The 12,822-nt window shown below is 68.2% G+C and carries 10 protein-coding genes; all 10 read left to right on the forward strand.

Features of this window, described 5'->3' with window-relative positions:
* The first annotated feature begins 6 nt into the window (after positions 1–6).
* Positions 7–759 carry an SDR family oxidoreductase gene (locus CSC94_RS13850; protein WP_245408348.1) on the forward strand — a complete coding sequence of 251 codons (753 nt, stop codon included), beginning with the start codon at positions 7–9 and terminating at the stop codon, positions 757–759.
* Entirely contained in the window at positions 756–1,601 is an 846-nt protein-coding gene (locus tag CSC94_RS13855) for an alpha/beta fold hydrolase (RefSeq protein ID WP_099306952.1), read from the forward strand. The genes CSC94_RS13850 and CSC94_RS13855 overlap by 4 nt, the downstream gene beginning before the upstream one ends.
* The gene (locus tag CSC94_RS13860; protein WP_099306953.1) at positions 1,598–2,422 is read left to right on the forward strand and encodes an IclR family transcriptional regulator; all 825 of its coding nucleotides are present in this window, start codon (positions 1,598–1,600) and stop codon (positions 2,420–2,422) included. The genes CSC94_RS13855 and CSC94_RS13860 overlap by 4 nt, the downstream gene beginning before the upstream one ends.
* Complete coding sequence (locus CSC94_RS13865; protein WP_099306954.1) at positions 2,415–3,332, forward strand: VOC family protein; 918 nt, start codon at positions 2,415–2,417, stop codon at positions 3,330–3,332. The genes CSC94_RS13860 and CSC94_RS13865 overlap by 8 nt, the downstream gene beginning before the upstream one ends.
* Positions 3,333–4,124, forward strand: coding sequence for an SDR family oxidoreductase (locus CSC94_RS13870; protein WP_099306955.1), 792 nt, complete (start codon positions 3,333–3,335; stop codon positions 4,122–4,124).
* A 10-nt stretch (positions 4,125–4,134) separates the two neighbouring features.
* On the forward strand, positions 4,135–5,808 hold the full coding sequence (locus CSC94_RS13875) for a thiamine pyrophosphate-binding protein (RefSeq protein ID WP_099307079.1): 1,674 nt from the start codon (positions 4,135–4,137) through the stop codon (positions 5,806–5,808).
* A complete protein-coding gene (locus CSC94_RS13880; RefSeq protein ID WP_099306956.1) occupies positions 5,808–6,638 on the forward strand; it encodes an aspartate dehydrogenase in 831 nt (276 codons plus the stop codon). Before CSC94_RS13875 ends, CSC94_RS13880 begins: the two co-directional genes overlap by 1 nt.
* Before the next feature lie 11 nt (positions 6,639–6,649).
* Entirely contained in the window at positions 6,650–8,149 is a 1,500-nt protein-coding gene (locus CSC94_RS13885) for an aldehyde dehydrogenase (RefSeq protein ID WP_099306957.1), read from the forward strand.
* Positions 8,150–8,160: 11 nt separating this feature from the next.
* Complete coding sequence (locus tag CSC94_RS13890; RefSeq protein ID WP_099306958.1) at positions 8,161–9,291, forward strand: FAD-dependent monooxygenase; 1,131 nt, start codon at positions 8,161–8,163, stop codon at positions 9,289–9,291.
* 117 nt (positions 9,292–9,408) lie between these two features.
* Positions 9,409–12,822, forward strand: coding sequence for an acyl-[ACP]--phospholipid O-acyltransferase (locus CSC94_RS13895; protein ID WP_099306959.1), 3,414 nt, complete (start codon positions 9,409–9,411; stop codon positions 12,820–12,822).

Here is a 12,822-nt window from a genome sequence, read left to right on the forward strand (position 1 = left end):
ATGGTCATGATGCTCGAGAACCGGACGATCCTGATCACGGGTGCAGCACGCGGGCTGGGGCGCGAGATCGCGCTGGCCTGCGGGCGGGCCGGTGCGCGCCTGGTTCTCGCCGACATCGACGAGGCGGGCGCGGGCGAGACCGCGCGCCTCGTCGCGCAGGATGGCGGCACGGCGCGTGCGGTTCATGTCGATCTGGCCTCGCCGGAGAGCATCAAGGCGCTCGCCTCCAATATCGTCGCCGGCGAAGGCCGGCTCGACGGCCTGGTGAACAATGGCGCCATCGCCACCGGCATCGGCGGCAAGACGCTGGACGAGATCGACATCGAGACCTGGGACCGGGTGATGACGGTCAACGTGCGCGGCCTGTGGCTGATGACGCGGGCGGCCGCGCCGCTGATGGAACGGAGCGGTGGCGGGCGGATCGTCAACATCGCGTCCGATACCGCCATCTGGGGCGCGCCGCGCCTGCTGTCCTACGTCGCCAGCAAGGGCGCGGTGATGTCGATGACGCATTCGCTGGCCCGTGAACTGGGGCCGAAAGGGATCGGCGTGACCGCCGTCGCCCCCGGCATTCTGACGACGGAATCCACCGAATACGTGCCTGAAGAACGCCACAAGATGTACCAGCTCGGCCGCGCCGTGCCGGGACCGCAGGGTCCCGACGACGTGACGGGCACGATCGTGTTCCTGCTCGGTCCCGATGCCCTGACGCTGACGGGGCAGGTGCTGCCGGTCAACCGGGGGTTCGTCTTCAAATGAGCCGCAGCTTCGACACCCTGAGCGTGGACGGGATCGACATCCGGCTGTCGCAAGGCAGCGGCGGCCCGGCTCTCGTCATGCTGCACGGGATCGGCTCCAACGCGTCCTCCTTCGACGGCCTGAGCGCGGCGCTGCCGGAGGACTGGACGCTGGTCGCCTGGAACGCACCCGGTTACGGCGGTTCCCGCCCGCTTGAAACCGGCTGGCCGACGGCGGGCGCCTATGCCGACCGGCTGGCGGAGGTGGCGGCAGCGCTGAACCTGCCGCCGTTCCTTCTTGCCGGCCATTCGCTTGGCACGCTGATGGCGACGGCCTTCGCAAAGCGCCATCCGGCCCTGGTGCAGGGCCTCGTCCTGCTCGCCTGTGCGCAGGGCCATGGCGCCGCAGCCGGAGCGCTGGGCGACAAGGCGCAGAAGCGGCTCGATGACCTCGCGGCGCGCGGGACCACCGAGTTTGCCCGCACGCGGGCACCGCGGCTGATGTTCCGCCCCGAGACCATGCCGGAGGTCCGCGACCGGGCCATTGCGGCGATGGCGGCGATCAATCCCGACGGCTATGCGCAGGCTGTGCGGATGCTGGCGACCGGCGACCAGGCGTCGGATGCGGCCGGGGTCCGCGTGCCTTCTCTGGTGATGGTCGGTGACAAGGACGTGATCACCCCGCCGGCGCAGAGCCGCGGCGTACATGATGCCCTGGCCGAGGCCTCGCCGGACCAGCCGCACCTGTTTCAAACCGTGCCGGACGCCGGCCATATCCTGCACCAGGAGTATCCGGCTGCCGTGGCCGATCCCGTGGTTTCTTTTGCGCAGCAGATCGCCGCTGCCGGGGAGGCTGTCCGATGAGCGACGACAAGGCCGTCTATTCGGTTCCGCCCGTCGAGCGCGCCTTTCGCGTGCTGCGCTACATCGCCGACGGCAATTCCTGCGCCAACATTTCCAGGGCGGCGAAGGATACCGGCGTCAACCGCACCACGCTCATCCGCCTGCTGCACACGCTGGAGCAGGAAGCGATGATCGAAAAGGCCGATCATGCGCAGGGCTACAGCCTGGGAACGGGGCTGTTGAACCTGGCCGCCAGCGCGCTCTATTCGCGCGACGTGGTGCAGGTGGCCCACCCGGAACTGCGGCGGCTGGTGCGCGAACTGGGGCTTTCGGCGCACCTGGGCATTCTCGACGGACGCGAGATCACCTACCTCCTGCGCGAGACGCCAAACCTGCACCTGGTATCCAACGTGCGCGTGGGCAGCCGCCTGCCTGCCCATGCGACGACGATCGGGCGGATCATTCTCGCCCACCGGGATTTTGCCGAGGTGGAAGCGCTTTTCGCCACGGCCGGCATGGAACCGGCCACCGACAAGACCGCGACGACGCTCGCCGCGCTGCGCGAGCAGCTTGCCGGGGACCGGCGCGCCGGCATCGCCTGGAGCGTGTCGAACTTCGAAGCGGGGATCGGCTCGGCCGCCGTGGCGGTCTTCGATGCCCAGGGAAAGGCCATCGGCGCCATCAACGTGACCGGGCCAGACCATGAGTTCGCCGAAGGTGCCGGCCGGCGCGACGAGATCGGCCGCGCCCTGTCATCGGCGGCTCACCGGATTTCGCATCAACTCGGGCACATTCCTTCATCGGCCCGAATTCGCCATTCATCAGGAGGCAATCATGACTGACCGTATGCGTGTCGACTTCCTGCGCGGCATTGCCATGCGCGCGCCCGGCATGGCGGAGACCGCCGATTTCTACGAGGCGATCTGGGGCCTCAAGCGCGTGCCGTCGAACGATGGCACGGTCTACCTGCGCGGCACCGGGCCGGAGCCGTATATCTACTCGCTGACCGACGGGGCCGACTTCGGCATCGAATACATCCATTTTGGCATGTCCAGCCGGGCGCGACTGGAAGCGCTCTACGACCACCTGTCGAAAGCCGGCGCGCCGCTGATCGACGAGCCAACGGAGCTGACCACGCCGGGCGGCGGTATCGGCTTCCGGCTGCGGGATCCGGACAACCGCGTCCTGCGGATCGTCGCGGACATGACCGACAACACCGACAGCGAAAGCCATTTCGCCATGCCGGTGAAGGTGTCGCACGTCGTGGTCAACACGCCCGACCTGAAGACGACCGAGGCCTTCTACACCGACATGCTCGGCTTCCGGCTGTCGGACTTTTACGTCGACCGCATGTCCTTCCTGCGCTGCAGCAGCGACCACCATTCGATCGGCCTGTTCCAGAATGCCCACGCGAGCGCCAACCACGTCGCCTTCGAGATGCGCGACATGGATTCCTTCATGCGCGGTATCGGCCGGATGAAGCAGAACGGGCACGTGCCGAGCTGGGGGCCGGGACGGCACGGGCCGGGCAACAACCCGTTCGCCTATTTCGTCTCGCCGTCCGGGTTCGTGATCGAGTTCACCACCGAACTGCAGCAGATCGACGAGACGACACACGTTGCGCAGGAATGGCCGTGGGGTGATCCGGAGCTTTCCGACCGCTGGATGACGGCGGGTCCGCCCACGCCGGCGATGCGCGCGGTCATGCTGGGCCGGCCGGACCGCGGCTTTCCGGCAGCGGGAGCACGCTGAATGGACCTTCAGCTAAAGGACAGGGTGGCGGTCGTCACCGGCGGGTCTTCGGGCATCGGGCTGGCAACCGTGCGCCAGTTCCTCGTCGAGGGCGCGAAAGTCGCCTTCTGTGCCCGAGACGCGGGCCGGGTGGAAACCGTGGCCGACGGTCTGAAGGCGGAGTTCGGCGACGACCGCGTGCTGGGCATCGCGGCCTCGGTTCTGGACGCAGAGGCGACGCGCGATTTCGCCGCCCGCGTCCGCGACCATTTCGGCGGCGTCGACATGCTGGTCAACAACGCCGGACAGGGCCGCGTCTCGACCTTCGCCGGGACCGATGACGATGCCTGGCGCGACGAGCTGGAGCTGAAGTTCTTCAGCCAGATCCACCCGGTGCGGGCCTTCCAGGCGATGCTGAAGGGGAGCGAGTGCGGTGCCATCGTCGGCGTCAACTCGCTGCTCGCCTACCAGCCGGAGCCGCACATGGTGTGCACGTCGGCGGCGCGGGCGGGCGTGCAGAACCTGCTGAAGTCGCTGGCAAACGAACTGGCGCCGGAAGTGCGGGTCAACTCCATCCTGCTCGGCATCGTCGTCTCGGGCCAGTGGATGCGCCGTTTCGAGGCACGCGAGGACAAGTCCATCGGGCTGGAGGACTGGCTGCGCGGCGAGGCGGCAAAGCGGCACATCCCGCTTGCCCGTTTCGGCGAACCGCACGAGCCGGCCAATGCCATCGTTTTCCTGGCCTCCCCGGCGGCCAGTTACATCACCGGTGCCCGGCTGGAAATCTCCGGCGGGACCTCAAGATTCGTGTGACGCCATGCTGATGAAAACCGACGCGACAACCAGGACCGAAACCGTGGGCGAGGCCATTGCCCGCCATCTTGCCGATATCGGCGTGACGCGCGTCTTCGGCGTGATCTCGATCCATAACATGCCAATCCTCGACGCCATCGCGCGCCAGGGCCGGATCCGCTTCGTACCGGCGCGCGGCGAGGCCGGCGCGATGAACATGGCGGATGCCTATGCCCGCGTCTCGCGGTCACTTGGCGTCGTCATCACGTCCACGGGGACGGGGGCCGGCAATACCGCCGGAGCGCAGGTGGAAGCGCTGACGGCCGGATCGCCCGTGCTGCACATCACCACGCAGGTCGACCGGCAATTCATGGACCGCGACCGCGCGGCGATCCACGACGTGCCGCGCCAGACCGAGATGCTCAAGGGCATTTCCAAGACCTGCCTGCGGATGTGGGAAGCCCGCTCGGTGCACACCGTGCTTTCGGCTGCGGTTTCGGCGGCAATGAGCCCGCCCGCCGGTCCGGTCAGCCTGGAAATCCCGGTCGACGTGCAACGCGAATCCGTGCCGGTGCAGGAGACCATCACCAGGCCGCTCGTGGTGCGGCCGAACGCATCGCAGGAAGCCATCGCCGTGCTCGCCGAACAGGTGAAGACGGCGCGCCGGCCGATGCTTTGGCTGGGTGGCGGCGCGCGCCATGCCAGCGCGGAAGCCAACGACCTGGTGGCGCGCGGCTTCTGCGCGGTGACCAGTACCAATGGCCGCGCCGTTGTGGACGAGGCCAGCCCCTACACGCTCGGCGCCTTCAACATGACGCCGGAGGCCGAGGCCATCTACACGACATGCGATCTGATGATCGTGGTCGGCTCCCGCCTGCGCGGCAACGAGACACGCAACAATGCGCTGCCGCTTCCCGCGCCGCTGGTGCAGATCGATGCGGAAGCGACCCAGGGCGCGCGCAACTACCCGGTCGACCTGTTCATCCACGGCGATGCGAAGGACGCGCTCGCGCGCCTGCTCGCCCTCCTGCCGGAGACACTGGAAACCGATGCCGAATTCCGCCATTCCATCGCGGTGGCGCGGGTCAAGGCGGAAGGGCGGCTGCGCGACCAGCTCGGCGTCTACCGGGTGATCGCCGACGCGCTGCAGGAGCGGATCGCCGACGGCCGCCATCCTTTCGTGCGCGACGTCACTATTTCCAATTCCACCTTCGGCAACCGCTACGTCCAGTTCGCCGAGCCGCATCACGGCGTGCACGCCCTGGGCGGCGGCATCGGCCAGGGGCTCGCCATGGGTATCGGCGCCGGCCTCGTCGAAGGCGAGGCCAGGTCGGTGGTCCTGGTCGGCGACGGCGGGGCGCAGCTCGGTATCGCCGAACTGATCACCGCGGTGGAGGAGAACGCCAACCTCGTCTACGTGCTGATGAACGACCAGGCCTATGGCGTCATCAAGAACATCCAGGACGCGCAATATGGCAGCCGCCACCATTACTCGGCATTGCGCACGCCCGACTTCTCGCTGCTGTGCCAGGCGGTGGGCATGGCGCATGTGAAGGTCTCGCACGAAAGCGCCTTCGCCGAGACGCTTGATTCGGCGCTCGCGGCCGAGGGGCCGGTGCTGATCGAGGTCGACATGTGCGCCATCGGCCCCTTCGCTCAGGCCTTTGCCGGCCCGCCGGCAGGCGCGGCAGGGAAAGGCCAGTGATGCTCACGCGGCTGGCCATCATCGGCGCCGGGGCGATTACCGGCGAAATGCTGGCGGTGCTCGGGCGCGCCCTCGCGGGGCCGCTGGATTGCCTGGCGGTGCTGGCCCGGCCGGGCAAGGGCGACGCGGTGGCGCAGGCGCTGGGACCGGCGGCGGGAACCGTGGCGGCGGATTTCCGCGTCGTCGAATGCGTGACCGCGCTGATCGCCACGAAGCCCGACCTGGCGGTCGAGGCGGCCGGTCACGGCGCGGTGCGCGATCATGTGCCGGCATTGCTGGAGGCGGGCGTCGAGACCGCCATCGCCTCGACCGGCGCGCTCAGCGATCCGGACCTTGCGATGCGGCTGGAGGCGGCGGCGCGGGCCGGCGGCACCCGGCTTGTCCTTTCCTCCGGTGCGGTGGGTGGCATGGACATCCTTGCGGCTCTGAGCCGGTCCGACATCCGTTCGGTCACCTATACCTCGCGCAAGCCGCCGAAAGCCTGGGCTGGTACGAAGGCGGAGACCCTGGTCGACCTGGACGGTCTGGCCGCCGAGACCGTGTTCTTCGAGGGAACCGCGCGGCAGGCGTCTGCGGATTATCCGAAGAATGCCAATGTCGCGGCCACCATCGCCCTGGCCGGGGCCGGCCTCGAACGCACCACGGTGCGGATGATCGCCGACCCGGGTGTCAACGCCAACGTCCACGTGTTCGACGTGGTGTCGGATGCCGCGGAAGTGTCGGTGCGCATCGTCGGCAAGCCGTCGCCCGCCAATCCCAAGACCTCGCTGCCCACGGTCTACAGCCTCGTGCGCGAGGTCATGAACCGCGTCAGCCCCATCGTTTCCTGAAGGCCATTGCCATGAGCATCCAGCCCTGCGCCCTGCCTGAAAACCTGCTCTACATCGCCGGCACCTGGCGAAAGGGGCAAGGCGCGCCGATCGAATCGCGCTTTTCGGCCGACGGCAGCCTGAACCGGGTGATCGACGGGGCATCCCGCGAGGACGGTTTCGCGGCCATCGAGGCGGCCGTCGCCGCGCAGGCTGACCCTGCCTGGCGCGACCTGAAACCGCACCAGCGGGCGCGCTACCTTTACCGGATCGCCGATGGCATCGAGGCCAGCGCCGACCGGATCGCCTGGATCCAGAGCCGCGATACCGGCAAGACGCTGCGCGAGACGGGCGCGCTGGCGGCGTCGGCGGCCGGCACGTTCCGCTATTACGCCGGTGTCTGCGAGACGTTCGACAGCGACATGACCGCCCAGCGCGGCGATGCCCTGACGCTGTCGCTGCACGAGCCGCTCGGCGCCGTCGCCGCGATCACGCCATGGAACTCGCCCATCGCCTCCGACGCGCAGAAGATCGCGCCGGCGCTGGCGGCGGGCAACGCGGTGATCCTGAAGCCGGCGTCGTGGAGCCCGCTGGTGGCGCTGGAACTGGCACGCATCGTTGATGACAGCGGCCTGCCCAAGGGGCTGTTCTCGGTGCTGCCGGGCTCGGGTGCGGAAATCGGCAACCTGCTGGTCGAGCATCCCGCCATCTCCCGGGTGTCGTTCACCGGCGGTACGGCCACCGGCCGGCGCATCGCGCTGAAGGCAGCGGAAAAGCTGATGCCGGTGTCGCTGGAACTGGGCGGCAAGTCGCCGACCATCGTGTTCGCCGATTGCGACGTGGACCTTGCCATCGCGGGGATCCTGTTCGGCATCTTCTCCTCGTCGGGCCAGTCCTGCATTGCCGGGTCGCGGCTGTTCGTGGAGCGGCCGATCTTCGATGCCTTCGTGGCCCGCCTTGTCGAAGCCACGGAAGGGCTCGTCACGGGCCATCCGCACGATCCGGCGACCCAGGTGGCACCGCTGGTGCATCCGGACCATCGTGCCAGCGTCGAGGACTTCGTGGCCCGCGCGGTCGCCGACGGGGGCAGGGTGCTGACCGGGGGCAAGCGGCCGGACGACCCGGCGCTGGCCGAGGGCGCCTATTACCTGCCGACGATCATCACCGGCCTGCCCAACGACGCGGAACTGTGCCGCGAAGAGGTGTTCGGCCCGGTGCTCGCCGTTCTGCCTTTCGACGACGAGGCCGACGTCATCGCGCAGGGCAATGACAACCAGTACGGGCTGGCCTGCGGCATCTGGACCCGCGATTTTCCCAAGGGATGGCGCGTGGCCCAGGCCATCCAGGCCGGCACCGTGTGGATCAACACCTACAAGCAGTTCTCGATTTCGACGCCCTTCGGCGGCGACAAGGAAAGCGGCATCGGGCGTGAAAAGGGACGGGCCGGCATGCTGGCCTACATGCGCCAGAAATCGCTCTACCAGGATCTGACCGGACAACCGCACCCCTGGGCCCGCTGGCCGGGTGCTTGAGGAGAAAAGCCATGGGAAGCAAGCTCTCAATCGGTATCGTCGGCGCCGGGATGGGCGGTCTGACGGCGGCGATCGCGCTAATCGACATGGGCCATGACGTGACCATCTTCGAGCAAGCGCGCGTCTTCGGCCGAGTCGGTGCCGACATCAACCTGACGCCCAATGCCGTTCACGTGCTCGACCGTCTCGGCATCGGGGACCGGTTGCGGGCCACGGCCGCGCGGCCGACGCACCGCATCAGCCGGACGTGGGACACGGGCGAGGAAACCTCGCGGCTGGAGATGAGCGATATGGCGGAGGAGAAATACGGCGCGCCGCAGCTGACCATCCACCGTGCCGACCTGCTCAGCGCGCTGGAAGAGAAGATCGATTCCAGCCGCTTCCGCATGGGCTGCAAGGCGGTTTCCGTCGAGGAGGCCGCAGATGGCGTCACGCTCACCTTCGACAATGGCGATACGGCCACCTTCGACGTGGTGATCGGTGCTGACGGAATCCACTCCGCCGTTCGCGGCGCGGTCTTCGGTCCGGAAAATCCGCAATTCACCGGGCTCGTCTCCTGGCGCGCGACCTTCCCGCGGGAAAAGGCGGCCGACCTGCCCAATCTCGACGCCTTCACCAAGTGGTGGGGGCCGGAACCGACCCGCCAGATCGTGACGTTCCCGCTGACGGCAGGGCAGGAAATCTTCGTCTTCGCCACCACGCCGCAGGACGACTGGCGGGAGGAAAGCTGGACGACGCCGGGCGACATCGAGGAATTGCGGGAGGCCTATGCCGATTTCAACCCGGAGGCCCGCCGCCTGCTGGCGGCCTGCGAGAGCGTGACGAAATCGGCCCTGCACGTGCGCGACCCGCTGCCGCAATGGTCGACAGGACGCGTGACCCTGCTCGGCGACGCGGCGCACCCGATGACCCCCTTCATGGCGCAGGGGGCCTGCCAGGCCATCGAGGATGCCATCGTGCTGGCGCGGGCGCTGGAAACGACCGGTCCGGCCGGTGTTCCCGAGGCCTTGCAGCGCTACGAGGCGGCGCGCAAGGAGCGCACGGCGAAAATCCAGATCGCCTCGCGCGGCAACGAATGGCTCAAGAAGGGCGGCAATGCCGACTGGGTCTACGGCTACGACGCCTGGCAAGTCGCCGTCTGACTGCGGCGGGCGGCGCGACCGGTCGTGGACCGATCGCGTTTGCAACGGAATTGCAACCTCCGGTTAAAGTCTTTCCTGTATAAGCGGGAAAGGTTTAGCCGGGGGGGGGGGTAATACATGTCGAACCATCTGATGGCGTCGCGGCGCTTCGCGCCGTTGTTCTGGACGCAATTCCTGTCCGCATTCAACGACAATTTTCTCAAGAACACGCTGGTCTTTCTGATCCTGTTCAAACTTGGCGAGGCGGAGGCCGCTTCGCTGATCACGGCGGCTGGCGCGATCTTCATTGCCCCGTTCCTGCTGCTGTCGGCCCTGGGCGGCGAACTGGCCGACCGTTTCGACAAGGCGCTGGTCGCCCGCCGGCTGAAACTGGCCGAAGTCGGGGCCGCCGTGGTCGCGGTATCGGGTCTCGCGCTCGGTTCCATCCCGGTCCTGCTGGGGGCGCTGTTCCTGTTCGGCGTTGTGTCCGCGCTGTTCGGCCCGGTCAAGTACGGCATCCTTCCCGATCACCTGGAACAGCGCGAACTGCCGCGGGCCAATGCCTGGGTGGAAGGCGCGACGTTCGCGGCCATTCTCGGCGGCACGATCGTTGCCGGACTCGTTGCCGCGAGCGGTGGCGTTTCAGTGACGGTCTTCGCACCGATGATGATCGGCCTGGCGCTCGCCTGCTACGGTGCCAGCCGGTTGATCCCGGCCACGGGTGCCGCCGCGCCGGACCTGGCCGTCGACCGCAATTTCCTGCGCTCGACCTGGCGGCTGGTGCGCGAATTGCGCGGCACGCCCCGTCTCTGGCGGGCCGGCCTGTTCAATGCCTGGTTCTGGTTCGCCGGCGCGATCGTGCTGTCGGTGCTGCCGCCCCTGGTCAAGCAAGGGCTGGGCGGCAGCGAGATCGCGGTCACCGCCTATCTCGCCGTCTTCGCCGTTGCCATCGGCACCGGGTCGGCCATGGCTGCCTGGATGAGCGCCGGGCGCATCATCCTTCTGCCGGCACCGCTCGGCACGGCGCTGATGACTGTCATTTCGCTCGACCTGGTTCGCCTGACCTGGGGGCTTGAAGCCACGGGCGCCGCGGACACGCTGCCGGCGTTCTTCGCGCAGCCGGGCACTGTCCGCATCGCCATCGACCTGGCCCTGCTTGCCATTGCCGGGGCCTTCGTGGCGGTCCCGACCTTCGCGGCCCTGCAGGCCTGGGCGCCTGAGAGCCGGCGGGCGCGGGTGATCGCTGCCGCCAACGTGCTGTCGGCCGGCTTCATGACGGTGGGCGGCGCGGCCATCGCCGCGGCGCAGGCCGCCGGCGTCTCCATCGCCGCGGTGATGGCGCTGCTCGCGATCGCGAACGCGGCGGCCGCATTCTTGATGTTGCAATTCCTGCCGACCAGCGGTTTCCGCGATTTCGTGTCGATCCTGTTCCGTGCCTTTCACCGGCTGGAAGTCGAAGGCCTGGAGAACATTGCCAAGGCGGGGCCCGCGCCGGTGCTGGCGCTCAACCATGTCAGCTTCCTGGACGGCCCGCTGGCCCTGACGCTGACAGACGAGGAGCCGGTTTTCGCGATCGACTACAAGATTGCCCGGGCGTTGTGGGTTCGTCCGTTCCTCAAGCTGACCCGGGCGATGCCGCTCGACCCGACGCGGCCCATGGCGACCCGTTCGCTGATCCGGGCCGTCCGAGAGGGCAATCCGCTGGTCATCTTCCCGGAAGGACGCATCACCGTGACGGGGAGCCTGATGAAGGTCTACGACGGTGCGGCCATAGTGGCCGACAAGACCGGGTCGATGGTGGTGCCGATCCGCATCCGGGGGCTGGAACAGAGCCCGTTCTCGCGCCTGACGCCTCTGTTCATCCGCAAGCGCCTGTTCCCGAAGGTCAAGGTGACGATCCTGGAGCCGGTCCGGCTGTCGGTCGATCCGGCCCTGCGCGGCCGGAAGCGGCGCGAGGCAGCGGGTGCAGCGCTTTACGCCATCATGACGGATCTCGTCTTCCGCACCAGCCTGACCGAGGAGACGGTCCCGGAGCGGCTGATCCGGACCGCGCACGAACGTGGCATGGGCGCGGTGGCGACGGAAGATCCGCTGACCGGTACGCTGACCTACGGCCGGCTGCTGACGGCGGCCGCCGCGCTGGGCGCCGACTTCGCCGGGCGCTTCCCGGAGGAGCGGACCATCGGCGTCATGCTGCCCAATGCCAACGGGACGATCGCCACGGTGCTGGGCCTGATGAGCGCCGGCAAGGTGCCGGCCATGCTCAATTTCTCCGCCGGCCTGGCGTCGCTTCGCGCGGCCTGCAAGGCAGCAGAGGTCAGGACCGTGCTGTGCTCACGCGCCTTCGTCGACCAGGCCAAGCTCGGCGAGATCGCCGTCGGGCTTGCGGCGGATGTCCGTTTCATCTGGATGGAGGACGTCCGCCAGGGGATCGGCACCGGCGGCAAGCTGCGCGGGTGGATGGAGCGCGAGCGAACGGTCGCGAAAAGCCGGGCCGACGACCCGGCGGTGATCCTGTTCACCTCCGGTTCGGAGGGGACGCCGAAGGGCGTGGTGCTGACCCATCGCAACATCCTGGCCAACACGATGCAGGCGGCCAGCCGGATCGATTTCACCGTGCGCGACAAGGTGTTCAACGCGCTGCCGATGTTCCATTCCTTCGGCCTGACGGCGGGGGCGCTGCTGCCGCTGACGGCTGGCGTGCCGGTCTATTTCTATCCCTCGCCGCTGCACTACCGGATCGTGCCGGAACTGGTCTACGCGACCAATGCCACGATCCTCTTCGGCACGGACACCTTCCTTGCCGGGTATGCCCGCATGGCGCATCCCTACGACTTCCGCTCGGTGCGCTATGTCTTCGCCGGCGCCGAGCCGGTGAAAGCGGCGACACGCCAGCTTTGGTCGGAACGTTTCGGCCTGCGCCTGCTGGAGGGCTACGGCGTGACGGAAACGGCCCCGGTCATCTCGCTCAACACGCCGATGTTCAACCGGCTCGGCACGGTGGGCAAGATCATGCCCGGCATGGAGTGGAAGCTTCAGCCGGTTCCCGGTGTCGAGGATGGCGGACGGCTTTGCGTCCGCGGGCCGAACGTGATGGCGGGCTACCTGCGAGCCGAGAATCCCGGCGTGCTGGAAGCGCCGGCTGACGGCTGGCACGACACAGGCGATATCGTCACCGTGGACGCCGACGGCTTCATCGTCATCCGGGGGCGTGCCAAGCGCTTTGCCAAGATCGGTGGCGAGATGGTCTCGCTGGCGGCCGTCGAGGCGATTGCCGCGGAAGTCTGGCGGAGCCATGCCAGCGCTGTCGCGGCCGTCAAGGATCCGCGCAAGGGTGAACGGCTTATCCTGCTGACCGAGGCGCCGGACGCCGACCGGGACGCGTTCATGGCCTTCGCGCGGCGCATGGGGGCACCGGACCTGATGCTCCCCGCGGCCGTGATGAACGTTCACAGGCTTCCCATCCTGGGAAGCGGCAAGGTGGATTTCGCCGCGGTCCAACGCATGGCCGAGCAGGCGGGCGCGGAGACCGGCGGGCGAAAGGTCGCCTGA

Origin of the sequence: Zhengella mangrovi, assembly GCF_002727065.1 — a bacterium.
Taxonomy (GTDB): Bacteria; Pseudomonadota; Alphaproteobacteria; order Rhizobiales; family Rhizobiaceae; genus Zhengella; species Zhengella mangrovi.